Consider the following 23,945-nt stretch of genomic DNA (forward strand, 5'->3'; position numbering starts at 1 on the left):
GACGCCTCTAAAATTAGCATGCCTCTCAGTTCCGAGATCTATTAACAGATGATAGAATGCAGCCGTTTTGAACATGCCATTAAAATTTATAGATCATGCTTTCAGCGGCAAAAGATGGCTACACAGGTCTCAGGAGAGTAACCCGAACTGATACTTGCGCACCAATTATTGTCGGCATCAGCTTATGGGAAGAACTGGCTGGAAATTGAAACAACTGTGTTTGCCTTGCCAGATTCTAATATCTATAGATCTCAATCATAAGGAGATTAATCGTGAGATACAGGAAAGCATAGCTTTACATCATTCAGAAGAAAGGTGGTGGTTAGAGCATGCACCCTAAAATTAGTAAGTAAAGGCACCTGACGTCACAACCTTAACTAACTCTGGTTGTGTAGCAAGTGCATTAAGCGTTATGTGATATGAATAACACGCGTAGTATATTCTTGAAGTATCTGTCATTTTTAAGCATATTATTCCCTTCCATTTGTTTTTCGGGTAATTACTTACCTTTAAATAGCAGTTGCGATGGATTCCCTAAAGTTGCTGTAGGTAGCATCAAAGGAACCTGTATTGGGATTGTCAGTCAGTTCTCAGGTTTTAAGAAGCCCCGTAAAGCGATCCAATTGGGCAAGCGCAGTCTCCTTATAACCGATATGGGCGGATGGTCCGAGGGTAAGGGAATCCTCTGGCTCCTTGAGTCCTCTGATGATCATTTAAAAGGAAATGTCACAGTTACCCCTCTGTTGCATGGGCTCAATATGCCTCACGATATTGAGATGGACCCCAAGGGACGTATTTTAGTGGCAGAGACTAATCAGATTCGTCGGCTAGAGTTAGTAGACAACCAAATTGTTTCTGATGAGGTAATAATTGGAAACTTACCTCACAAGGATTCGCTGCATCCTTTAAGTAATTTCGTTCAGCTACCTGACAACTCACTGTTAATTAACTTTGGCTCAAGAACTGACCAGTGTGAGCATCATATAACGGATGGTAAGTGTAATGAGCTAGACGAGAACGGACTCTGGCAATACAGCTATAAAAATTCTACCGATAGCTACTCCGCAACAGGAAGACAAATTGCAAATGGGTTAAGGAACTCAATGGCCCTGGTGGCCCACTCTTCCGGGGTAATACTACAGGCAGAAAATAGCAGTGATGTGAAGGATGCTGATGAGCCCTATGAGGAAATCAATATAATCAGGGAAGATGGATTTTATGGCTGGCCCTACTGCCTGAATGAAATGTTTGATCAAGGCAAAATCAAAAATGGTTGCCATGTCAAGAACTACCACCCTCCCTATACACTTCTGCCTCCCCATGTCGCCCCACTAGATATGCTATATAGCCAATCCAGTAAAATACCAGCGCTAAATAATAGACTTTTAATGAGCTGGCATGGGTACCGTGTGGTAGGTAATCGGTTGGTTGCCTATGATATCAATCATAATGGGCTACCCGTTTTAACCGACAAAGCATGGTTTAACCGTGATCCTATCGCGCCAAGCACAGAGTGGACACGCCATCCATTTGCCCCCCAGGGGGGAATGTCACAACAAGCTCAACACATCGAAATTATCACTAACTGGAATCAGGTAGATAACCTTCGCCCCGAAGGCGCACCGGTGGGCTTAGTTATGCTTATGGATGAAACATTATTAATCGTCGATGACAAAAATAAAGCTATTTTAAGGCTTGCTGCTGGAGAGTCATATATAAGTGAAGAGCCTATTACTGGCGACGATAACATTGAAGCTGAAACTATGGCCACAATTTTGGACAAGCACCCGAACCTTAAAAATACCCTAATTGAACACTGCGCCTCATGCCATGAAGATATAGCTAAATCACCGGAAAAGCTGTTAAACAACACCAGCGGCTGGCTTAAGCCTACAGATGGAGTCATGAATATCGAACTAGCGCTATTCAACCCGGTTCGCCCAATGCCTCCATCATCCACAATGAGCAAAGAACAAAAACAACAATTGATCAATAGCATTAAGTCTATTTTTGACTAACTGTTTCCGCGAACACCTAAGAGAAGCGAAGATATAACCATAAACCCAGGGTCTGCATTTCTTATTGCGAACAACATAAAATATACGCGACACTAAGAAATGCAACCCTTTGGCATTCGGAAAAAGCACCTTAGGAAATCAGTTAAACTTGACAATAACAGGCAACTATGAACCTTTGCCTTTGGGCAGCTATACCAACTTAACAGAACAGTAACAATATACACTTTTGAAAAAAATTGCAGCAAAAGGGAGTTTAAGACCTTGATTAGTTCACCCACAAAATGGGAATACAAAAAAGAAACCCAAAAAGTCATAGGCGACATTGACAACTCAAACGCTAGTATTATTGTCAATGTAGCAAAAAATTCCCCTGCAGATAGTATTGGATTAAAGAAGGGTGACTTTATCCTCAGCTTCAATGGGGAACCATTGATAGCTCAAGATGAAATTGACTTAACCTACGGTAGAGGAACTGTGAATTACCGCTTTTATTCACGCGGTGATCACACAATATTAAATGTCAAAGCATCCCCAGTCCCTCTCGGGGTTATTACTGAGCCGAGTTCAAATTATATCCTAAAGGAGTTAAAGACTGGCAGCTTCCCTGGCTGGGAGGGATTTCGCTTGCTATGGAAACGCAGAGATTGGGAGAGACTGCTTGAAGCAAGCGAGGCCACATATTCAGACACAAGTATTAGCCGAATAATTAGAAAAGCATTTAAGAATTTCGGGAAAAATGCTGGAATGCTTTATAAAGGTGCATCACTTTTTGAAACAAACAGGGAAGAAGAAGGTATCCATCTAATTTCTGACTTCATCGACAATCAACTATCAAGCTATGAAACATTTGAGCATGCCATAGCCTATTTTTATGCCTCTAAGTGGTGTGAACTTAGGGGGGATAAGGAAGGTATTGAACACTGGCTGTTAGCCTCAGATAGAAGCAATGCTGGTGAGTTTGAGAGAATCTCTCAAGAAACTTACCTGAAAGGATTTGATCCAGCTCCCAAGAGGTATAAATGGATAAATAAAGAATTTCCGAGCAGCTATATTCTTGAAAATATAGGTAGCGGAGGTACCACCTCTCTTACTGAGTCATTGGCGAGACTAGATGCCAGTCAACTTTTACCCGTTTGCGTGATGCCATTCTATCGAGGTAATGGGCCTTACAATGATGCACTAGGCTGTTATGGAAGTATGTTTGAATATATTTCCGATAAAATTGCTCCTATGCACGTCATTTTGGATTCTCCTAAAAAAGAAGAAGGAGAAGAATGGCGCTACGAAAATGAGGAAAAACTCATCAATAATGGCGTTCCTTTTGAACTCCTATATGATCCGGAAAGTTCGATTTCTAAATCCCTAGATCTTGAGTATTCACCAGTATTTTATCTTCTAAACCAGGAAGGTTTTATTGTTTATGAGGGCGCGCTCAGGAAGGCCTATGACTACTGGGACACACTAGAGTGCATTTCAAGCAACGATAATTGAGAGAAATAGCTTTTCCATAATTTCGACCTCTCCTTGCACCAAAACTGATAGAGAAACATCAAAAAAAACAGAAAAATACCCTACGATGTAGCCCTCTTCAAAACGGGCTACATTCCTGCTATTGGCAAGATAAGCCTAACTTTTAGTAAAGACCGGATAGTGTTCACCTTTAGAGCCCTCCCACACTCCACCAACGCTTTCACCCATTAACTATTAAATATTCTTCCTGCGTAACAGATCACACTTAATATTCCTGGCTCTCCTACAAATAATCACCAAGCCTTATAAATATGCGCATCAACCAATCCATCACTTGCAAACTGAATAATCCACCCAAAAAAATAAGTCATTACAACTATAAAAAGTTTAGGTACAAGAACAGCCCTCCAGCAGAGGAGCGCACTCTATTACGCTTCAATTCGTGCACTTACCACATATTCATATTCGCTGGTCGCGCTGGACATCTTATCTTCATACGAAATCAACCACATCAAAACTAGCACAGGAAAATATTTTTTATTTAGCAAGCTTAGTAATTGGTACAAACACATGATTTAGGCGGGCGGTCAAATTATGTCCACACCCATCAAAAATATTAAATCACCAATCATACCAACTAAAAAGTTACTATTTCTTTACGCATTACCACCCCCATTGTATCATTTGATATTCATAAAATAGCGGAAAACACTTCGACTAATGCACTTGGCTACAACAAAATCACATTATTCTTTGTTCCCGGGAGCACTGAAGAAGCAAAACTTTCTGTGTGCAACCAACTCAACACAAGCCTCATGATATTAGAGAAAATCTATATTCAACCCACTGTTCAGGCTACAGTCACCATAGGCAAGGTTTCTCCAGGTCTACCAAAGGGGTCACAAAATTATATCCTTGACACAGAAAGGCTCATTTACTTGCAATCACACTTTAATAAACCCTGCAACTAGGATGAGTTAAGCCTAATGCCGCTAAAAAGCCACCCTTCTCTCTACGTTGAATTCCAAATAAACAGCTTATGGACTGCTTTGAAAACTAGTCGCCTTGTCGCCAGGTAAATAACGAGCAACATTAGTAAGGAGGGTAATTGAGCATGCAAAGGAATAGATGGCACTTAACCTCAACCATTCGACGTCAAAAGCCTCAAGAGAGTTTCAGGTAATGAGAGCCTCAATAATTTAAGGAAAACAAATCAGAAATCAATACATCATTAAAATTATGCTCTCATAATTTTACCTGTGATCTCTCTAGAGAGAGCACATTAAGAATGTGTGTAACACCACATGCAAAATGGACATACACACTTGGGGATGGAAAAGTAGATATATATGAACAATCGACACAAAGAACAGTGGGAAAATTTAGGAGCTTGCGATCCATATTGGGCTGTTCTCTCAAATCCCTCGAAAAAAAATGGAAAATGGGATAAGAAGACTTTCTTCGAAACAGGAGAAAAGGAGATAGGTCAGGTTTTCGAAAACCTTCGGCAGAACAATATGGAGCTACAAGGGGGTACCGCTCTGGACTTTGGGTGTGGTGTAGGGAGACTTAGTCGAGCTTTATCCAGAAGCTTTGAAAAGGTAGTTGGAATTGACATCTCAAGCTCAATGATTGCCGAGGCCAAAGTTCAACATCGCAACTATTTAAATATACAATTCATTCATAATACGGCCTGCGATCTTTCAGTAATTTCAGACTGCTCTATTGATTTTTTGTATAGTAATATTGTCTTGCAGCACATGCCCCCAAAACAGCAAATTTCATTTATCAAAGAGTTTTGCCGAGTACTCCGCCCTGGCGGAGTGCTCGTTTTTCAAACCCCCTCTAAGCACGACCTTACTGTACCCGTCGGCTGGGTTCACTTTCTGGTTAGCAACCGCATTTTAAACATTGTCAGAAGAGTAAAGTATGGACGAAATGGGGTCATGGAAGTTCATGTACTTGCCAAACAGCGCATACTGGGTGTGCTTAATGACCATGGCCTTTCAGTAAAAAAAGTAGAAAAATATGATTCTTCAGGAAAAGGCTTTAGAAGCTATAGGTACTATGGCGTAAAGAGCTAGGAATTTTATAGAATGGACCATTGCTCCGCCTGTGCCTGCGATATGGTCCACTGTATAATTTTTGTAGGTTTTATCTAAACACCCAGCAGGTTAAATATCCTTATCTGCGTAATTTTCAAGACCTTACAGAAATGCTTAGCAACATAAGGATATAGCAGTCCTTGATATGAGCTAAGAGGGAAGTAGTATGAAAGTTTTGAGGGTAACGATAAATACTAACCGGGCCTTGCATTAACTAGATTGTAACTAGTAAGCAAGGCCAACATAGAGTATCACAACTATATTTCGGGTTAGAAAAACTCAATCACTGATTAGCATAAGTGAACCTGACCTTAAATAAAAAGTTTTACTCCGGATGCCCATGAGGCTACATATTTGATAACTTTGTGAAAATCGTCATTAGAAATTCATACGCGTGATAAACTGCCATACAAAGTCAGCAAGAATGTAATCACACCTTCCAAATTCGATCGATCTTCCATAAATCGAATTTATGTTCCGCCCGATAATGCATATTACTGACCAAGTGAAAGAAGAAGTAAAAATCCTCTTTATCTTCAAACCAAAACTCCCCAAAGTTCGGATCAAAGAAACAGGCACCCTGCTTTTGCCCGCCAAATGACTGAGCACCAACCCAAGCAGCTACCGCATGAGCGCCCTGACTCTGGTCTCGACTAGAGCACATTTCAATCAACGCATAGGCGCCATTAATCTGTTTAAGCCGCTGTCGCAAGGAATCCCTGTTTGATCTTCCGGTAGCTGAAGAAAGCACTCTCAACCGATTTAAAAGCAACCAGGCCCTATGAGAAGCTCGCCAGTTGGCACTTTGCACCCAGGCTTGCTGTTGTGCCGCTATTCGTTGGTATTTCCCCATATTGAAAGGGATAAATCTTCGCTGATCCCAAACGCCACCCAAGTGATTTACTAAAGAGTCGTCATAAGCATGATACTTAATCCAGTGTGAAGCCAACGACAAACAGATTCCACTGCCAGCAATCTGTCGGATATTCAAAACAGGAAATGATTGGGAAAAATCCCAAGTACATACTCCATCCAACTGGCGCGCCATAGAGTAAACGCTGTACATAAAAGGTCCTACGAATAAATTATTGTGACTCTGTACTTAAGGAGCCTATGAATAACTACGCGGATAGAGTGAAATCCCCTTATTAACCGCAACCACTTCTGCTCAAGGTGAAAGTGAGGCTCAAGGGTTCTTTTCCCCGACGCAGGAGTTGGAACTTTACGCGCCAGACCCACCGCCGACTTTATGATTTGGGCGCAAGTTTTTAGATTTTGGTCATAATTTAATGACAACCAAATACAGGGAAACAAATTCAGAGAAGGCAGGAAAAAGACAGAAAAGTGGAGGGGAATTGACTGTGTTCAGCGTCACAACAACAGGCAGCACTCACCGCGCCGCCTGCTTCTGCAATCTAACAATTTTTAGTCGTACATAGGGTTGCGAAGAATAGGGCAAACCGCGTCTTCATTCTTAGCCATATATTGCTGGTGGTACTCCTCGGCGTAGTAGAACGGTTGAGCCATGCTAATTTCGGTGGTGATTGACCCACGATCTTTGGCGTCCAACGCTTCCTGCACAGCCGCCCTGCTCGCTTCCGCCTCCTGTTTCTGGCCTTCGTTCAGGCAGAAAACACAGGAACGGTACTGGGAGCCGATATCGTTACCCTGGCGCATACCCTGGGTTGGGTCATGGTGATCCCAAAAGATTCGTAGGAGTTCTGCGTAGCTCACCTTTTTGGGATCAAAGATTACTTTCACCACCTCCGCGTGCCCGGTACGGCCGGTGCAGACTTCATCGTAGTTCGGGTTTTCAGTGGCTCCATCGGTGTAGCCAACGGCAGTGGCAAACACACCATCCGTATCCCAGAACACATGCTCTGCGCCCCAGAAGCATCCCATACCAAAAATGGCGACTTCCAGGTGCTCAGGGAATGGCTCTTTAATGGTGTTGCCATTTACAAAGTGGGTGCCACTGATCTCCATCGGCTGGGGCCGACCGGGCAGCACCTGGTCCGCATCGGGTATCTGAAATTTGTCGTATTGCATACTGTTTTCTCAAGTGCAGGTATTTTCTTTTGTCAGGATAGCTCTAAGGCGCTTATCCTCCCAGATCAAGTAATATTAATCCGCGAATCAAGTAGTTAAGAGGACTCTATGATACGCAGAACAAACATTGGCAGATCAACACTATAAGGAGTCGTCATTGGCGCGCTTAATCTTACTGATTTTAATCGCCATCGGTGCCTGGTATCTCTGGCAAAAAATCAAATCTAGCTCACCGCAGGAGCGGCGCAAGCAGATTTTTATGGCCTGTATCGCCGGCGTCGCCGCAATAGTGGTTGTGCTGGCTATCACCGGGCGCCTGCATTGGGTAGGAGCGGCGCTCGTGCTCATTCTTCCGGTGTTGGGCCGTTTGCTCGGTCAGCTCTCCCGTTATTTACCCTGGTTGATGCCACTGTTTGAAAAGTATTCAAACCGGCGCCCAAATCCAGGGGCCACTCAACATCCGCCGCCACACAACAGCGAGGGCCCGCCACTCTCGGAACACGAAGCGCGCCGTATCCTTGGCGTTGATGCCGATGCTGGAAGAGATGAAATCATTAGTGCACACCGCAAATTAATCCAAAAACTCCACCCAGATCGCGGCGGCAACGATTACCTGGCATCGCGTATCAACGCCGCCAAGGAGTTGCTACTGAGCATTCTTGGTTAAACCTTACAAAGCAGGTGGATATACCTGGCCAATTGCCGATAGGGGTCCACCTGGGAGTATTCAAGCTCCTTTTCCACAATGGCCGACGCGGGCAACTTTTCCCGGATTGATGGCGTCATAAAATCGTGGAAGCAGCGGATGCCGCTGTGACAAGCTACGGAAAAGCCCGCTTCGGTCAACCAGTCTTCCACCCATTCCGGCAAAAGTGGATTCTGTGGAGTGAGGCTGCCAGGGTGGCCACCCCAGTTATCCCCTTCAATATTGCGGTCCAGCTGGCGAAAGCTGCCCCGCTGTAATAGACGGAACTCAAGGGCACGCCGATTGTAGAAAGTGAGCGAAAGATGCCCTCCAGGCTTTAACAGGCTGCGCAGCTGCTGCAATGCCTGTTGCGGCTGTTCCAACCATTCCAGCACAGCGTGACAAATTACCAGGTCTGCGTCCTTTAACGCTTCTATTTGCGGCAGTTCTTGTAGGGGTTTATGCAGCAAGGTCATTTGCTTTTGCAGATGGCGCTGGCGAATTTCCGCATCTGCGAGTTCAAGCATCTGCGCAGAAATATCTGCGAGAAAAACCTCGTGCCCAGCCTCAGCCAGATCCATGGCAAAGTGGCCCTGGCCACCCCCAGCGTCAACGATTTTTAGAGTGCGCTGCTCGCTCCCCAACAGCGGCGCCAGATCCCGGTTGAGCACTGCCAGGCGGATATCCCCTTTAAGGCCGCCATAGATACGGTTGCGAAAACGGTGAGCGAGATCGTCAAAGTTTCGATCTTTATGCAGGCTGTCACCCATCGGAGCCCTCACCTTGCAAAGCCTCATTGCATCGGCGGCGGTTCTCAGCGAATTTGCGCTGTAGCGCCTCTTCCATATCAACCCCCAGTACAGCTGCCAGTTTGCTCAAGTACATCTGAATATCCGCCAGTTCAGCGGCAACTTGCTCGGCCTTGTCGCCTGCCATTAGATTCTGGATATCTTTATCGCTGCACCATTGAAAGTGTCGCCCTAACTCTGCAACTTCCACAGATAGCGCCATGGACAGGTTTTTTGGAGTATGCAGTGACTGCCAGCCGCGCATTTCAGCGACTTCATCAAAAGCCGCCAGGATTTCACGGTCTTTCATCAAATTTTTTCCTCTGCTGGCGCTCCAGCCCGCCCTCCCGGGCCGCCAAAATTGAATTCAGTGCGCGGGACAGAAACTCACGCCTGTATAAAACACAGACAACAAACAGATAGCCGGCAACAAACAGGATTGGGTGGATAAACCAGCCCAGCACTGACATTGAGAAATAATAAGAGCGCAGACCGTAGTTGTAACTGTGGCCCGCATGGTCGATCACCTTGGCTGTACTGATGGCAAACCGGCGTCGCTCTTCCTCAGATAGATCACCGGTTTCCGGCGGCGGTGCTGCACCAATGAGCACATTGGCGAAGGAGTACTGGCGCAGTGACCAGGTAAAATTGAAAAAGGCGAAGATAAAAATCAGGATCAGCAACATCACCTTGAGTTCAAACTGCTCAACGGTGGTGGGCTCCGCAAAAGGCAAACTGGTGAGCACTTCGATGGCGGCCTTGTTCGCCGTCAAAGCCGTCACTAAACCCGCCAGGATAAGAATGCTGGTGGAGGCAAAAAAACCAATGACCCGCTCCAGGTTACTGAGAATAGCGGTATCCGCCATGCGCATATCCCTATCGAGCATACGCATCATCCATTCAACGCGGTACCACTGAAGCGATGAAGTAAGGCACCAGGTTTCTTTGGCTTTTTTTCGCGCAAAAACAGTGTAACCCACCCATGTGATAAAAAAGCCAATGACACTGGCAATATCCAACCAGGACAACCTCTAATATCTCCGTGTTCGTCTACATTTATGCCGTAGCTTCGGCAAGCGAAGTCTTCGCCCTACTGGCATCCTTGTCAACACTGTCTTTCCGATGTGTGCAAGCGGTAGAATAGCGCCCTTTCGCCGGCAGCAGTGGCCGGCCAGAAAATTCATATAACTCCAGGGAGCTGTCTTTTGAGCAACTCACATCCTGCATTTGAACTGGTTACCAGCGCAGATATTGATTCTCTCGGCGTGCGCGTCGAGGAATACCGACACATTACGACCGGTGCCCAGCACCTGCACATCGCCGCAGACAACTCGGAAAATGTTTTCCTTGTCGCCCTGCGCACCGTGCCCGAAGACTCCACCGGTGTCGCCCATATTCTTGAACACACAGCCCTGTGCGGCAGTGACAAGTACCCGGTGCGCGATCCCTTCTTTATGATGATCCGGCGTTCACTCAATACCTTTATGAACGCCTTCACCAGTTCAGATTGGACCGCCTACCCGTTTGCCAGCCAGAACCGAAAGGATTTTGACAACCTTCTCGACGTCTATCTGGATGCGGTATTTTTTGCGCGCCTGGACCCGCTGGACTTTGCCCAGGAAGGCCATCGCCTGGAATTTGCCGAAGCGGATAATGCGAGCAGCGAGCTCGTCTACAAAGGTGTCGTGTTCAATGAGATGAAAGGTGCCATGAGCTCCGTCACCTCGCAGCTGTGGCACACCCTGAGCAAATACCTGTTCCCCACCACCACCTATCACTACAACTCCGGTGGCGAACCTACTGATATTCCAAAGCTGAGTTACGAGCAGCTGGTTGCCTTCTACCGCAGCCACTACCACCCCAGCAACGCCACCTTTATGACTTTCGGTGATATTCCCGCAGCGGAACACCAGGCCGCGTTTGAAGAAAAAGCGCTGCACAAATTCGAGAAACTCGACAAGACCATTTCCGTTGGGCGCGAAGACCGCTACCAGGCGCCGCTGAAAGTCGAAGAGCACTACCCGTTAAATGGCGAGCCTCTGAAGGCCAAGACCCATATCGTATTGAGTTGGCTGCTGGGTGATGTCACCGATCTTGAAGAGGCCCTGACCGCACACCTGCTCGCCGGCGTACTGCTGGATAACAGCGCTTCACCGCTGATGAAGCTGCTGGAAACCACCGACCTGGGCACTTCCCCTTCGCCGCTGGTTGGCCTGGACGATTCCCAACGCGAACTGGTGTTTGTCTGCGGTATTGAAGGCAGCGAACGCGAAAGTGCCGACGAGCTTGAGCAACAGGTTCTCGACGTGCTGAGGGACGTGGCGGAAAACGGCATCCCCTACGAACAGGTAGAAGCCAGCTTGCACCAGCTGGAATTACAACAGCGAGAAATTGGTGGCGACGGCTACCCCTTCGGCTTGCAATTGATTCTCACCGCATTGACCGGCGCCACTCACCGTGGCGATGCCATCGGCCTGCTGAATATCGATGCCACCCTGGAGCGACTGCGCGAGCAGATCAAAGATCCGAAGTTTATCGCCAATAAAGCCCGTGAACTTCTGCTGGAAAACCAGCACCGCGTACGTATGGTTCTGAGTCCCGATGAGCAGCTGGCTGCGCGCCGCGAGCAGGCGGAGAAAGACCAGCTGGCGGAAATCAAAGCCGCTCTCAGCGACAAAGAAAAAGCACAGATTGTCGAAACCGCCAAAGCCCTGGCCGATCGACAAAACCGCGAGGACGACGCTTCTATCCTGCCCAAGGTCGGCGTGGAAGATATTCCCGCAGAGCTTCCCGATGTCGAAGGCGAAGCAATAGAGTTGGGTCCACAGAAGTTGACCCGCTATAGCGCGGGCACCAACGGCCTGGTTTACCAACAAATGGTCTGCGCGCTACCGGAATTTACCGAAACCGAAAAACAACTGCTGCCCTACTACTGCCAGGTACTGAGCGAAGTTGGCCTGGGTGAAAAAGACTACCTGGAAGTCCAGCAGTGGCAGACCAGCGTGGTTGGCGCCTTGCACGGTTTCACCAGCAGCCGTACTGCCATCGACGACCTGGATCACCTGTCCGGCCACTTTATCCTGTCCGGTAAAGCGCTGGCTCGCAATCAGGGCGGCCTGACCGAACTGATGCAAGCCACTATGGAGCAGGTGCGTTTTGACGAGCACGCCCGCATCAAGGAACTGCTACTGCAAACCCTCGCCCGCCGCGAACAGGGTGTTGTCGGCAACGGCCACGCCCTCGCCATGGCTGCCGCCAGCGCCGGCTACAACCGCGCCGCCTGGGAGAGCCATGCCAGCGGTGGTCTGCTGGGATTGCGCAACCTGCGAGCCCTGGTTGGCGGACTGGAAAAAGAGGAAGGCCTGCAAGACCTTTCCACCCAATTCCAGGCTATCCACCAGAAAATCCTCGCAGCACCGCGCCAGTTCCTGCTGGTGGGTGAAGAAGAGAAAATTGGCGATTTCAGCCAGACACTGATGCCGCTGACCTCTACTTCCAGCATCGCCGCAGCCAACCCCGCTGCACCTTTCGAACGCAAACAAATCGAGGAACTCTGGGTTGCCAACAGCCAGGTGAACTTCTGTGCCAAGGCCTACGCCACTGTGCCTATGTCCCACCCGGATGCGGCACCGCTGTCGGTTTTGAGCGGCTTCCTGCGCAACGGCTTCCTGCATCGCACTATCCGCGAACAGGGCGGCGCCTACGGCGGCGGAGCCGGCCACGACAGCAATATTGGCGTATTCCGCTTCTACTCCTACCGCGATCCCCGTATGGGTGAAACCCTGGAGGACTTCGACGCATCCCTGAAGTGGCTGGCCGAAGAGAAGCACAAGGAAGAACAGGTTGAGGAAGCGATCCTCGGCGTCGTCGGCGGTCTAGATAAACCCGGCTCCCCCGCTGGTGAAGCCAAGAAGAACTTCCACTCGGGCCTTTACGGCCGCACCCACGAGACGCGCCAGCAATTCCGCAAGCAGGTTACGGAAGTTACCCTGGAAGACCTGCAACGCGTCGGAGCCACCTATCTGGACCCGAGCAAGGCCAGTACCGCCATTGTTACTGGTCCCCAAGGTAGCGAAGCGGCAGCCAAACTCAACTTGAAGGAAGAAAAGCTCTAACTGGAGCTCGACGATTCCCCGGCAATTTGTCCGGGGAAGCTCTGCGGCGCCGGCCAAAACCGGCGCCGATCTATCGCCGTTATCCTCTAGCGAAGTTCCAATGAGTAAACACGACAATATTTATGCAAACCCACTGGGCCAGGTAGCCGGCTTCGAGTTCGATCGCCAAGTGGTGCAAGTTTTTCCCGATATGATCAAGCGCTCCGTGCCCGGCTACACCACGATCGTAGCCATGATCGGCACGCTGGCAGAGCGCTACGCCCAAGCCGGAAGTCGCTGCTATGACCTGGGCAGCTCCCTGTGCGCGGCAACCCTGGCCATGCGCCATCGCATTCCCGCTGCCGACTGTGAAATCGTCGCCGTAGACAATTCGCAAGCCATGGTTGATCAGGCGCGCACGGTCCTCGAAGCCGATAGCGGCGAGGTTCCCGTTCAACTTATCTGCGACAACCTGCAAAACGTAGCTATCGAAAATGCCTCGGTGGTAGTGCTCAACTTCACCCTGCAATTTATTCCGGTGGAAGAGCGCGAAGAAATCCTGCAGAAAATCCACGATGGTTTGCGCCCCGGCGGCATTCTGATTATTTCCGAGAAAGTGGACTTCGCCGATAAAGCCCATAACGATTTAATGATCGAACTGCATCACTCCTTTAAAGCCGCCAACGGTTACAGCGCGCTGGAAATCGCACAGAAGCGCTCTGCCCTGGAGAATGTATTAATTCCGGAAACCCTGGATACCCACCGCACACGACTGAAAAATGTCGGCTTTACCAGTGTCGATGTCTGGTTTCAGTGTTTTAATTTTGCCTCTTTAATCGCCATCAAAGGCGCGCCGGAAAAGTAAGTACCCCGTGATCGACTACACCCAACTCTATCAAGGCCTGCAACACGTTCCCGCCCTGCGCACCTGGCTGGCCCAGCTGCCAACACAGGTGGCTGAAAACCTGAGCCCTCATCGCTGGGGCGACCTGCCCGATTGGCGTGCAGCGGTGGAAGCCCTACCGGAAATCACGCCCTCCGCTATCGAACTCAACAGCAAGGTCAGCGCGGGCACCGCCGCCGATGCCAGCCCGGAACAACTCGAAGCCCTGGAGCGGGAGCTGCGCAAATTGCACCCCTGGCGCAAAGGCCCCTGGGAGTTATTTGGGCTAAATATTGATACTGAGTGGCGCTCCGATTGGAAATGGGATCGGGTACTTCCGCACTTGGCACCACTGAAAAATCGACTGGTGCTCGATGTGGGCTGTGGCAATGGGTACCACTGCTGGCGATCCTACGGTGCCGGCGCGCGCCGGGTCATCGGTATTGATCCTTCCGCCAAATTTGTCGCGCAATTTTACGCGCTGAAAAAATACCTTGGCCAGGAAGCACCAGTGGATTTGTTGCCCCTGGGTATTGAAGCCCTCCCGGCAAACTTGCGCGCTTTCGATACCACTTTTTCCATGGGGGTGCTCTATCACCGCCGTTCACCCATGGATCACCTGCGCGAATTGCGCGAGACCCTCCGCCCCGGCGGCCAGCTTGTACTGGAAACATTGGTTATCGACGGCAAACTGGGCGATTGCCTGGTACCCGAAGACCGCTATGCAAAGATGCGCAATGTGTGGTTTTTCCCCAGCTGTGCCACCCTGGAGAGCTGGTTGCGCAAGTGCGGTTTCCGCAATCCCAGGACCGTAGATTTGAACACCACCAGCCTGGAGGAACAGCGGCGTACCGACTGGATGTACTTCGAATCCCTTGCAGATTTTCTCGACCCGGAATCGCCAGACAAAACCGTGGAAGGTCACCCCGCGCCCAAGAGAGCGGTTTTGGTCGCGGAAGCGCCGTAGCTTGTCTATACGCTTAAGGTCTGGGAACTCATAAATTCCGCAAAATTTGCTGCTAATAGAATTTTGTACGGAATGGGGAGCACCATCTTGATTGTTGCGACTCATAAGGCAAAGTGCGCCCCTAAATAGTGCAACTATATCCTTTAGGGAGGGCTGCCGCAGGATGCAGCCCGGCGCAGAGAATATTTATGAGTATTAGCGTTTTTGAGCTTTTCAAAATTGGGGTTGGCCCTTCCAGCTCCCACACGGTGGGCCCTATGGTCGCTGCCCGCCAATTCGTGCAGGATTTGCAAGACCGTGAACAGCTGCCCCGCACAGACCGCGTACAAGTCCATTTATATGGCTCGCTGGCCCTGACCGGGGTTGGTCACGGTACCGATATGGCGGTACTGATGGGGCTTCTGGGTCAATCTCCAGACACCATTGATGTCGACTCGATTGACGAGAAAATGGCGCAAATCCAGAGCGAGCGCCGCCTGTTATTAAACGGTGACCAGGATATCGAATTTATTCGCGAGCGCGATCTGGTTTTCCATATGGAGGAATTTCTTCCCCAGCACTCCAACGGAATGACCTGCCAGGCTTACGCTGGCGAAGAGCTGCTATTCGAGCGCAGCTATTTCTCCATCGGCGGCGGCTTTGTGCTCTCTGAAGAAGATTTCGCTCACAAAGAGGAAATCGCCACCCTTCTGCCCTATGACTTCAGCAATGCAGAACAGCTGATGAAGATCTGTGATCATCACGGTTGGACTATTGCCGAGCTGGCCATGGAAAACGAAAAAGCCTTCCGCAGCGAGCAGGAGGTCAAAGACCGTTTGTGGAATATCTGGAAAGTAATGGATGCCTCTATTGAGCGAGGCTGCCACCAGAATGGCATCTTGCCCGGCGGCCTCAATGTTCGCCGCCGCGCTGCCGAACTCTACCGGGAGTTGAGTAAACAGAGCCCGGAAGAGCGCAACCACGGCCTCGCCATCCTCGACTGGGTTAGTCTTTTTGCCCTCGCCGTCAATGAGGAAAATGCCGCGCGCGGGCGCATCGTCACCGCACCCACTAACGGTGCCGCCGGTGTGATTCCCGCCGTTATCGCCTACTACGTGGAATTTGTACACGACAGCAAAATTCACGGTGAATTGAAAGACCAGGTAGTGAAATTCCTGCTCACCGCTGGCGCTATCGGTATGCTGTTTAAAAAGAATGCCTCTATTTCTGCCGCTGAGGTGGGCTGCCAGGGAGAAATCGGCGTAGCCTGCTCCATGGCTTCTGCCGGCTTGGCCGCCGTAGAGGGCGGCACCAACCAGCAGATTGAAAACGCTGCTGAAATTGGTATGGAACACAACCTCGGCCTTACCTGCGATCCAATCGGCGGGTTGGTGCAGGTTCCCTGTATCGAGCGCAACACCATGGGTGCCGTAAAAGCCATTAACGGCGCACGCCTGGCCCTGCGCGGTGATGGCGCTCATATCGTACCGCTGGACAGCGTTATCGAGACGATGCGTCAAACCGGTATCGATATGCAGAGCAAATACAAAGAGACCTCTCTCGGCGGACTCGCGGTAAATGCTGTGAACTGCTGATATTTTTCGGCAGGAGCACAAATCTGCTCCTGCCGCTTTTAGCCCTAAAGATACCAAATTCTTTTTGTGGCATATCTCCAACGAACTCCCACCGGTCTTTAAAAGTCACTGATTAAATATCAACGAGCGATGAGCCCCAACACCTGCCATGGTACCGGATGCAATCGCAAAGGTTCCGCTTTGCATCGGGTTGGATAAATCCCCAGCAGCAAAAACTCCCTTTACAGAAGTTTCCTTAAAGCCATCCACCTTCACAATCCGCCCGGTAAAAGACTCCTCCAGCTCCAACCCCAATTGATCGATAAACGGAGAGGTCAACTCCGCTTTGGGGCTCACGTAGAGACCCTCCAGTGGCAACTTGCGGCCATCCGCTAAAACAACTTCACGTAAACTATCCCCCTCTCCCTCCAACTGCGTAATCGGGGCTTCTTCCAGCATTACTCCCCGAGCCAGCAGATGATCGAGCACTTCCCCCTGCGGATTAAACTGGCCCTGGGTAAACAAGGTAGTTGCGCCCCAATCGGGAATCATCGCCGCCTGGTGGAAAGACAGCTCACTGGTAGCCAGCACACCTAAAGGGCGATCACTCAGCTCATAACCGTGGCAATAGGGACAGTGAATCACACTCCTACCCCAGCGCTCCTTTACCCCGGGGATATCAGGTAGCTGGTCCGTAATACCCGTTGCAAGAATCAGCCTCTTCGCTTTAAAAGTGGCACCTCCCTGTGCAGCGACAACAAAACCCTCTTCCTGGACATCCACACTATCCGCAGCCCCTTCAACCAGCTGGAAGCTCGGATAAGCTTGTAGTTGAGAAAGCGCCGTGGTTCGAATCTCCTCTGGTGTCTTTCCATCCAGGCAAAACACGCCGTGAGACGCTTTTGCAAAGCGGTTTCGAGGTCTCTTAGCATCCAGTACAACGACCTTACGCCTTCCACGAACCAGCTGCATCGCCGCAGATAAACCGGCAAAACTTCCACCGATGATTAATACATCCGTATCCATAGTCACCTCTCCAATATCATGTAACTTTTATTGTTACACAAAATTTCGAACCTAGACAATACACGTAACAGAAAAAGTTTCGTGATAAACTACAGGACGGAAACCTAGGTGATTTATGCGTAAAGACAGCCGACTATCCAGGGCACTTCATGTCCTGATTCATTTAAACATGACCGACAAGCCGGTTACTTCAGACAAGATGGCAGCTATGCTCCTCACCAATCCAGTGGTAGCTCGCAGAACCATGGCGCTATTGCGTGATCAGGGGTACGTGCGCTCCAGTAAAGGACACAATGGGGGCTGGTCACTCGCGAAGCCCCTGAATGAAATTACACTTCTGGATATCCATAAAGCGCTGGGAGACAACTCAGTTTTTACCATAGGCCTCACAGACGAACACACTAACTGCGTTATTGAACATGCCGTTAACGCCACATTAAAAGATGCAATGAATGAGGCAGAAAGTATTTTGCTCACGCGATTTGGTGAGATCACTCTAGACCTGCTCGGGCGAGATTTCGAACCTCCAGGAGCCTCGAAATAACTACTATAGCCAGACGGCCAGCGAGGCTACGTTGCCTATAATGCTCCCCAAACACCCACTTCTGCCAGAAATTTAGCAAGCGACTTGCCCCTCAAATTGAAAGCCTGGGGGCTCATTAAATATTTTTTCCGTCAAGAGAATTTGGAAACCCTAGGTATTCCTTAAGAATAATAAAACTAAATTTATGGCATCCCTGTTATCTAGTTTACATAGCAGGCTGCAACTATCCAAATCGGAAAAATAGTATAAACATTTTCAAGGGCCTTAATATAAGTTAAATTATTTTGCAGCAAAAACCCAAACACACCCTTAAAAATCCCCACAAAGAAACTAGAACTTTGACCATTAAAACAATTAAAAAACCTCCCCCAAAAACCAACCAAAATATGAGCAGACTCACCTAGCAATCACCCATTAAAAATGGCTTATAAAGATTTATTGTAAAATAGTCGCCAATAAGAGCCTCACCTAATAACTACAATATATCCTACCCTGCCAAACCTTAAGAAACCTAACTTTAGAAACCCGAATAAAATCAAATAAAAAACAGATAGTAAATTACCAATCATACTTTTAAGAAAAACGACTATTGAGACAGAATGCAAAATTGATGCGAGATCTAATTAGCCAGGAAACTTACTCGCCATCAATAACTTTCAAATCAATAATGGAGATACAAATGATTAATTTTCGAAAATCGTATAAAATAAGCACTTTTACCGCAATTCTGTTTGTTGCATCCAACAGCGCAACTGCTGTCAATTGTGGTGATACTATTACAACCCCTACTGTACTTACAGAGAATCTTACCTGCCCGATAGACATAGATAACCAAAATGGTCTCATTGTTGAAGGTCCTTCAGGGAGTCTATATATGAATGGGTATACGCTAACATGCAATCTTGACAACCTCCCACTATTTACCGATGCAGCGGGTATTCGTATCACCGGCATGGCATCTCTTGTTACTGATGGAACGGTAAACAACTGCAATTATGGAATATTTGTAGTTGGCACTGGATTCCATACCATTTCAGATATGACAATCACTAACAGCTTAGAAGATGGCATAGATCTAAGAAGCGACAATAATACCGCCATAAAAAATCATATACAGTTCAGTGGTGAAGATGGTATCGACATGCAGGGAGATTTCAGTAGCGTTATACAGAATTATATTGAATTCAGTGACCGTGACGGCATTGAGGCCGATAATGATTTCGGTACAGTGGCTTTTAACTTCGTAACAGGCAGTCAGAGAGCTGGAATAGAGATGGAAGCCTCAGACAATAATACGATAGTACAAAATACAGTAATGAATAATGGTGATGGTATTTCCGGAGATTCTGGAGGGATTGTAATTACCAGTCAATCTTCATCTAATAACTTAATACTTGGGAATACTGCCGAGAACAATCTACCCTTCGACCTAAAGGATAGAATAGATCCAAACTGTACAGGCAGCAACCAATGGGTTGCCAATAATTTCGTAACTGCTGATCCAGCCTGTCTGGAATGAACTACCTGTATTTCGAAATCCAGCATCACCACTTATTAGAGGGGTGGTGATGCGGTTTTAAGTATTATTATTAAAGCGACACATTCTACCCAAATGAGGCAACAATCACCCACCTAACTAATCTTGAGTCAATAACAATCCTAGGAGCTAAGTGTGACCAACTGCAGCAATGGATTCAATCGCCACTTCGCAAGCTCCCAAAGGCTAAAAAATCGCGCAAAGCAGAGAGTTCCAAAATTCTCCTATGAGTACTTAATAGAGGGCTGTATGGATGATATTGGCTTATGCCGCAATCGCCAAGCATTTGCCTCCGTAAAATTCACTCCCCAATATATCCGTCCAAACTCTACTCCGAATTTAAACTGTGAGCTTCTTGGGAAGTTATACAGTGCTCCATTTGGCATAGCCCCCATAGGGCTACAGGGGCTTATGTGGCCAAATGCACCTGTCATACTCGCTAAAGCTGCATACGAGCACAATATCCCATTCATTCTCAGCACTGTATCCTCAGAAGCACTAGAGCGAATTTCTGAAGTCTCACAGGGAACAGCCTGGTACCAACTCTACAACCCAACAGACCCAGCCATTCTTTCTGACCTGTTATCCCGACTAACCTCTGCCCAATATCAACATTTAGTCATTACCATTGATGTTCCTACATTTGGCTTACGCCCCAGAGACTTCCACAACGGGTTGGCAATGCCACCGAAGTTGAATGTAAAAAACATCTGGCAAGCGATACTCAGGCCAAATTGGAGCCTATCTACATTGCGATACGGTCTCCCTAAATTTAAAAATCTAGAGCCTTACATTGATACCGATAACAAAAAACTTGAACTAACCGAGTTTATGAACACCACAACTATGGGCCCACTGGATTTTGACAGTGTAAAACGCATAAGAGATCTATGGCCCCATAAACTTATTATTAAAGGGATAATGAGTGAACCCGATCTTCAACAAGCGATTAAACTCGGGACAGATGGAGTCATTTTATCCAATCACGGTGCACGGCAACTTGATTTAGGCGAAGCGACTCTCCCCTTACTGGGACGGTTTTCCAGCTATCAGGATAGGATTTCCTTGGCTATCGATAGTGGAATCAGATCCGGTGTGGATATCGCAAGTGCTTGTGGCCTAGGGGCAAACTTTTGCTTTCTGGGAAGATTTTTTATGTATAGCGTCTGTGCCCTTGGCAATGAAGGAGCCAATCATGCAATTTACCTACTTAAAGCTCAGTTAACTCAGGTTATGCAGCAAATCGGAGCTACTAATCTTGAAGGCATTTGCGGCAAGGTAGAACTAACCAACAGATGAAAAGCTCAGGCAGTTCATCCCGCCGAGTCGTGTAAGCCGAAAGCTTATACTGTTACCGCATTTTCCAATTCTTTTGGATACCCTTCCCCCTAGAAATAGTGCTCTTCGGCCAATACGCTGGTCAATTCAATCAATGGTTTGCATAATTTTACTGGCCTTAAATGGCTGCCCCAAGCAAAACAAATCACCTCGCCCCAATGAACAGGGAATTAACTCCACTCCAGCTTTAAAGAATCGACAAACCTGTCGAAATAGCCCCGGCACAGCCCGCTCTACTAGCCGCACTATTTGCCAGGTATCATCGGTTGGATATGGGGTTTATACTACAGAACTACAGCTGTAATAGGTGGATTCGTGAAGAACATGAAGGAACTATGTCTTGCATTGGCTCAGAAGAGTTTACCAACTAGTGAAACCTCTCCCAGTTAATTCATCAAGACTAATTATCTCTCTCTACCATTAACTAGCCTAGCCTGATAAAGGTATGTTTCACCGTATCTGTCACACCTTAAATAATCCCCCCAAATAACACTTGCTGCAGATTATCTTTTGGTGCCACCCTGCCCCTCTGATAAATCACTCGCATACTCGTACATTTGCATAACGACTTCAGAGAGAACCCAGCTAAACGACAACCTTGAGTTTCAGCCAGCACTCCAACTATGCGATACTTCCGCCCCAAAAGAAGTGAAAAGAAAACAGGGAAGACCCATGACCAAATTCACACTAACTCTGGCAGCGGTTTTATTGGCTGGCTGTAGTTCAGTCACTCAGCTCTCGGAAAAAACGGCAGGGGAAATCAGACAGGCGGTATCTATACAAGCTAGTGGGGAAAATTCTGGTACTCAGTTCTCAGGGCCGAAATTACAGGCCACTACTGATGGCTCTGACCTGAACCTCTACTACTACAACCTCCGCGCATTTGAACCCGCTGCTAACGAGCCAACGAAGTACCATCTACAGATCCATATCACCTATCGCAAGGCGTGGCGTCACTATGAGTCTGCGGAGTTAAATGGCGGACAACCAGTAGAGACAGCCCCTATTAACAAAAATGTCCTTCAATGCGTAAGTGGCAATGAATGTATGCTTGAAGAGATCCTGGATATTGCTCTCACTGAGGAACAAATACAGGCTTCGGTGCGCAATCGAGATAAACTCAAACTTAAACTGAGAGCAAGATCCGGGCACAGCTCTACCATTGAGGTTCCAGCAACCTACTTGCTTGGTTTTTACGCTGCGGTTGCCAATTACGAGGGGTGACTACCACTCTCCGTAGGCAATAAATGTTGACTAAGTGCTCTTTTGTGGGGTCTGAGAGCTTCCTGCCTGGCAATATGCCTGTGCAGTCTCCGCCAGACCCTCACCTAAGGCCACCGGGGGGGTCCAGTCAAGCAACTCTTTGGTTTTAGTGATATCCACTTGTAGTGAACCGCACAAGCGCTCGGCAACTGCCCCCTTTCCTATTAGCTTCAGCGCACTGGTGAGTGCGAATTGGGGAAGAGGCAATAGTCGAGCATCACATCCCATGGCATGGGATAAACCACGCAACAAATCTGTTACCGATACATCCATATCATCGGATACCAGAAATACCTGGTTTGCCGCATTGGGATGAGAAATACAAACGCGGATCAGGTCGATTAAATTGCCGATAGATACCAAGCTTCGGTGATTATGAATAGCCCCTAGTGGCAGTGGGATCCCCTTGGTAAGCCAACGCATCATCGCTTGGAAGTTCGCCTTGACCCCAGGGCCATAGACCAGAGGTGGTCGGATAATAACAACTTCCATCTCCGTAGACTCAGCCAGCTCAAGCAGTGCGTCTTCGGCCTCCTTCTTTGAAATCCCATAGGGATCCGTAGGATCACATTGTTCATCCGCATTAAATGGCAAGCGGTTGTCGGTAGACTCCCCATTAACCTTAATAGAACTAAGATAAATAAAACGTCTAACACCGGATGAAGCCGCCTGCTGTGCCAACTTGATAGTACCCCCGACATTCACCCGACGGAATTCCTCCAGAGGGTTAGCAGAGGTCTCCTCCATTACATGGACGCGCGCAGCGGTGTGAATGACTGTATCTATATCGACAAGCGCCTGTGCCCAATCCGTATTGCTTGACAGGTCACCGATCTGAAAGCCGCCCTCAACATCGCGGCGATACACCGGCAAAACCTGGTAACCGTCTTTGCGAAGGTGCGGCAAGAGTGCGGTTCCCACAAAGCCACTAGCGCCGGTTAGTAATATACGTCCTTTCAATGGGGGCCTATTTCTCAGCTGTAGAATTCACGTTAGTTTACACGGACCACTTTTTCGACACACCTTTATCTCGTCAACTACATAGTGAGCATGACAAACTATCCAAGCATCGCTGGCTATTAGAACTCTATTCAATACCACAAAGGCGTTCTTTGTCAGTAATAGCATTTTTAAGCCGAGCCCGGACATTCTTCAGGGCTCTCCCATGTGGAGCTTGAGTATCCGGCCTGCCCCAGCGGGCTTCCCAAGCCTCCCTGGCTTGTAAACAGGCTTTCGCTTGCTTGTACTTCCAATTCGCCTCCTCGCAAAGAGACAACCCTTTAGGTGACTGCCGATCGCAAATCTGGTGGTATTTTTTATGGGCTATCTTTTCCTGAAAGTTCTTGGCAGTAGCACCTTCAAAGTGGCGGATCGGTGGTGTTTGGATTTTTCTATCCGGGCGCACCTGCTTATCCATAGTACTATCCAGATGGAGCATTCGAAAAAATGTAACTCCCAATAGCTCCTCATTAGCATATTGATCATCATTGGAGCTGGTTAATAGCCCTGGAGGATGGGGAGTTGCAATAACAAGAAGTGGCACAGCCAGCATGAAAAGTAGCAACGTCAACAGCAGCAAGAGTGGCCGCCCAGTCAAAATCTGTGTTGGCATTTAAGTCTGGAGC

General features: G+C 48.2%; 21 protein-coding genes. 12 read left to right on the plus strand and 9 right to left on the minus strand.

Going from position 1 to position 23,945, the window contains the following annotated elements; all coding sequences use genetic code 11:
- Positions 1–419 precede the first annotated feature (419 nt).
- The 3 genes from ACJJIZ_RS15635 to ACJJIZ_RS15645 all read left to right on the plus strand — a co-directional run bounded on the left by ACJJIZ_RS15635 (position 420) and on the right by ACJJIZ_RS15645 (position 5,572).
- Positions 420–2,018 carry a PQQ-dependent sugar dehydrogenase gene (locus tag ACJJIZ_RS15635; protein WP_444914029.1) on the plus strand — a complete coding sequence of 533 codons (1,599 nt, stop codon included), beginning with the start codon at positions 420–422 and terminating at the stop codon, positions 2,016–2,018.
- A gap of 261 nt (positions 2,019–2,279) precedes the next feature.
- Complete coding sequence (locus tag ACJJIZ_RS15640) at positions 2,280–3,509, plus strand: PDZ domain-containing protein (RefSeq protein WP_444914030.1); 1,230 nt, start codon at positions 2,280–2,282, stop codon at positions 3,507–3,509.
- 1,328 nt (positions 3,510–4,837) lie between these two features.
- Entirely contained in the window at positions 4,838–5,572 is a 735-nt protein-coding gene (locus ACJJIZ_RS15645) for a class I SAM-dependent methyltransferase (protein WP_444914031.1), read from the plus strand.
- 451 nt (positions 5,573–6,023) lie between these two features.
- On the opposite strand, the gene ACJJIZ_RS15650 is transcribed toward ACJJIZ_RS15645, so the two are convergent.
- Entirely contained in the window at positions 6,024–6,659 is a 636-nt protein-coding gene (locus ACJJIZ_RS15650) for a YopT-type cysteine protease domain-containing protein (RefSeq protein ID WP_444914032.1), read from the minus strand.
- 359 nt (positions 6,660–7,018) lie between these two features.
- Entirely contained in the window at positions 7,019–7,642 is a 624-nt protein-coding gene (gene msrA / locus ACJJIZ_RS15655) for a peptide-methionine (S)-S-oxide reductase MsrA (RefSeq protein WP_444914033.1), read from the minus strand.
- A 157-nt stretch (positions 7,643–7,799) separates the two neighbouring features.
- Here msrA and ACJJIZ_RS15660 point away from each other — a divergent pair, with 157 nt between their 5' ends.
- Positions 7,800–8,309, plus strand: a complete 510-nt coding sequence (locus tag ACJJIZ_RS15660) for a DnaJ domain-containing protein (protein WP_413662336.1) — start codon at positions 7,800–7,802, stop codon at positions 8,307–8,309.
- Here ACJJIZ_RS15660 and ACJJIZ_RS15665 read toward each other — a convergent pair.
- The 3 genes from ACJJIZ_RS15665 to ACJJIZ_RS15675 are packed head-to-tail and all read right to left on the minus strand — an operon-like array spanning position 8,306 to position 10,143.
- Positions 8,306–9,097 carry a methyltransferase gene (locus ACJJIZ_RS15665; protein WP_444914034.1) on the minus strand — a complete coding sequence of 264 codons (792 nt, stop codon included), beginning with the start codon at positions 9,095–9,097 and terminating at the stop codon, positions 8,306–8,308. The genes ACJJIZ_RS15660 and ACJJIZ_RS15665 overlap by 4 nt on opposite strands.
- Positions 9,090–9,425, minus strand: a complete 336-nt coding sequence (locus tag ACJJIZ_RS15670; protein ID WP_444914035.1) for a nucleotide pyrophosphohydrolase — start codon at positions 9,423–9,425, stop codon at positions 9,090–9,092. Before ACJJIZ_RS15670 ends, ACJJIZ_RS15665 begins: the two co-directional genes overlap by 8 nt.
- The gene (locus ACJJIZ_RS15675; RefSeq protein WP_108733516.1) at positions 9,412–10,143 is read right to left on the minus strand and encodes a DUF599 domain-containing protein; all 732 of its coding nucleotides are present in this window, start codon (positions 10,141–10,143) and stop codon (positions 9,412–9,414) included. The genes ACJJIZ_RS15670 and ACJJIZ_RS15675 overlap by 14 nt, the downstream gene beginning before the upstream one ends.
- A gap of 177 nt (positions 10,144–10,320) precedes the next feature.
- On the opposite strand from ACJJIZ_RS15675, the gene ACJJIZ_RS15680 reads away from it, so the two are divergent.
- The 4 genes from ACJJIZ_RS15680 to ACJJIZ_RS15695 all read left to right on the plus strand — a co-directional run bounded on the left by ACJJIZ_RS15680 (position 10,321) and on the right by ACJJIZ_RS15695 (position 16,633).
- Entirely contained in the window at positions 10,321–13,230 is a 2,910-nt protein-coding gene (locus tag ACJJIZ_RS15680; protein ID WP_444914036.1) for an insulinase family protein, read from the plus strand.
- Between the two features lie 100 nt (positions 13,231–13,330).
- The gene (cmoA, locus tag ACJJIZ_RS15685; RefSeq protein WP_444914037.1) at positions 13,331–14,074 is read left to right on the plus strand and encodes a carboxy-S-adenosyl-L-methionine synthase CmoA; all 744 of its coding nucleotides are present in this window, start codon (positions 13,331–13,333) and stop codon (positions 14,072–14,074) included.
- Positions 14,075–14,081: 7 nt separating this feature from the next.
- Positions 14,082–15,059, plus strand: coding sequence for a tRNA 5-methoxyuridine(34)/uridine 5-oxyacetic acid(34) synthase CmoB (gene cmoB, locus ACJJIZ_RS15690; protein WP_444914038.1), 978 nt, complete (start codon positions 14,082–14,084; stop codon positions 15,057–15,059).
- 188 nt (positions 15,060–15,247) lie between these two features.
- On the plus strand, positions 15,248–16,633 hold the full coding sequence (locus ACJJIZ_RS15695; protein WP_444914039.1) for an L-serine ammonia-lyase: 1,386 nt from the start codon (positions 15,248–15,250) through the stop codon (positions 16,631–16,633).
- Between the two features lie 105 nt (positions 16,634–16,738).
- Here the strand turns inward: ACJJIZ_RS15695 and ACJJIZ_RS15700 are convergent, their stop codons facing one another.
- Positions 16,739–17,638, minus strand: a complete 900-nt coding sequence (locus ACJJIZ_RS15700) for an NAD(P)/FAD-dependent oxidoreductase (RefSeq protein ID WP_444914040.1) — start codon at positions 17,636–17,638, stop codon at positions 16,739–16,741.
- Positions 17,639–17,753: 115 nt separating this feature from the next.
- Between ACJJIZ_RS15700 and ACJJIZ_RS15705 the strand changes: the two genes are divergently transcribed.
- Positions 17,754–18,182 (plus strand): Rrf2 family transcriptional regulator, encoded by a 429-nt coding sequence (locus ACJJIZ_RS15705; RefSeq protein WP_444914041.1) that lies wholly within the window; start codon positions 17,754–17,756, stop codon positions 18,180–18,182.
- Positions 18,183–18,818: 636 nt separating this feature from the next.
- Here ACJJIZ_RS15705 and ACJJIZ_RS15710 read toward each other — a convergent pair.
- Entirely contained in the window at positions 18,819–19,028 is a 210-nt protein-coding gene (locus ACJJIZ_RS15710) for a hypothetical protein (RefSeq protein WP_444914042.1), read from the minus strand.
- A gap of 28 nt (positions 19,029–19,056) precedes the next feature.
- Here ACJJIZ_RS15710 and ACJJIZ_RS15715 point away from each other — a divergent pair, with 28 nt between their 5' ends.
- The 3 genes from ACJJIZ_RS15715 to ACJJIZ_RS15725 all read left to right on the plus strand — a co-directional run bounded on the left by ACJJIZ_RS15715 (position 19,057) and on the right by ACJJIZ_RS15725 (position 22,281).
- A complete protein-coding gene (locus ACJJIZ_RS15715) occupies positions 19,057–19,701 on the plus strand; it encodes a right-handed parallel beta-helix repeat-containing protein (protein WP_444914043.1) in 645 nt (214 codons plus the stop codon).
- Positions 19,702–19,854: 153 nt separating this feature from the next.
- The gene (locus ACJJIZ_RS15720) at positions 19,855–21,018 is read left to right on the plus strand and encodes an alpha-hydroxy acid oxidase (RefSeq protein ID WP_444914044.1); all 1,164 of its coding nucleotides are present in this window, start codon (positions 19,855–19,857) and stop codon (positions 21,016–21,018) included.
- A 711-nt stretch (positions 21,019–21,729) separates the two neighbouring features.
- On the plus strand, positions 21,730–22,281 hold the full coding sequence (locus ACJJIZ_RS15725) for a hypothetical protein (protein ID WP_444914045.1): 552 nt from the start codon (positions 21,730–21,732) through the stop codon (positions 22,279–22,281).
- Between the two features lie 30 nt (positions 22,282–22,311).
- Here ACJJIZ_RS15725 and ACJJIZ_RS15730 read toward each other — a convergent pair whose 3' ends face one another.
- Both ACJJIZ_RS15730 and ACJJIZ_RS15735 read right to left on the minus strand, forming a co-directional pair.
- The gene (locus tag ACJJIZ_RS15730; protein WP_444914046.1) at positions 22,312–23,280 is read right to left on the minus strand and encodes a UDP-glucose 4-epimerase family protein; all 969 of its coding nucleotides are present in this window, start codon (positions 23,278–23,280) and stop codon (positions 22,312–22,314) included.
- Between the two features lie 127 nt (positions 23,281–23,407).
- Positions 23,408–23,932: a hypothetical protein gene (locus ACJJIZ_RS15735; RefSeq protein WP_444897625.1), complete on the minus strand. Its 525-nt coding sequence runs from the start codon at positions 23,930–23,932 to the stop codon at positions 23,408–23,410.
- Between the last annotated feature and the right edge of the window lie 13 nt (positions 23,933–23,945).

This window comes from Microbulbifer maximicatervae (SeqCode), assembly GCF_052467225.1.

Coding starts and splice junctions, on each gene's coding strand:
- ACJJIZ_RS15635 (WP_444914029.1), top strand. CDS start 420: ATGAATAACACGCGTAGTATATTCTTGAAGTATCTGTCATTTTTAAGC.
- ACJJIZ_RS15645 (WP_444914031.1), top strand. CDS start 4,838: ATGAACAATCGACACAAAGAACAGTGGGAAAATTTAGGAGCTTGCGAT.
- ACJJIZ_RS15650 (WP_444914032.1), bottom strand. CDS start 6,659: ATGTACAGCGTTTACTCTATGGCGCGCCAGTTGGATGGAGTATGTACT.
- msrA (WP_444914033.1), bottom strand. CDS start 7,642: ATGCAATACGACAAATTTCAGATACCCGATGCGGACCAGGTGCTGCCC.
- ACJJIZ_RS15665 (WP_444914034.1), bottom strand. CDS start 9,097: ATGGGTGACAGCCTGCATAAAGATCGAAACTTTGACGATCTCGCTCAC.
- ACJJIZ_RS15670 (WP_444914035.1), bottom strand. CDS start 9,425: ATGAAAGACCGTGAAATCCTGGCGGCTTTTGATGAAGTCGCTGAAATG.
- cmoA (WP_444914037.1), top strand. CDS start 13,331: ATGAGTAAACACGACAATATTTATGCAAACCCACTGGGCCAGGTAGCC.
- ACJJIZ_RS15695 (WP_444914039.1), top strand. CDS start 15,248: ATGAGTATTAGCGTTTTTGAGCTTTTCAAAATTGGGGTTGGCCCTTCC.
- ACJJIZ_RS15700 (WP_444914040.1), bottom strand. CDS start 17,638: ATGGATACGGATGTATTAATCATCGGTGGAAGTTTTGCCGGTTTATCT.
- ACJJIZ_RS15705 (WP_444914041.1), top strand. CDS start 17,754: ATGCGTAAAGACAGCCGACTATCCAGGGCACTTCATGTCCTGATTCAT.
- ACJJIZ_RS15710 (WP_444914042.1), bottom strand. CDS start 19,028: ATGAGACCATTTTGGTTATCTATGTCTATCGGGCAGGTAAGATTCTCT.
- ACJJIZ_RS15715 (WP_444914043.1), top strand. CDS start 19,057: ATGAATGGGTATACGCTAACATGCAATCTTGACAACCTCCCACTATTT.
- ACJJIZ_RS15725 (WP_444914045.1), top strand. CDS start 21,730: ATGACCAAATTCACACTAACTCTGGCAGCGGTTTTATTGGCTGGCTGT.
- ACJJIZ_RS15735 (WP_444897625.1), bottom strand. CDS start 23,932: ATGCCAACACAGATTTTGACTGGGCGGCCACTCTTGCTGCTGTTGACG.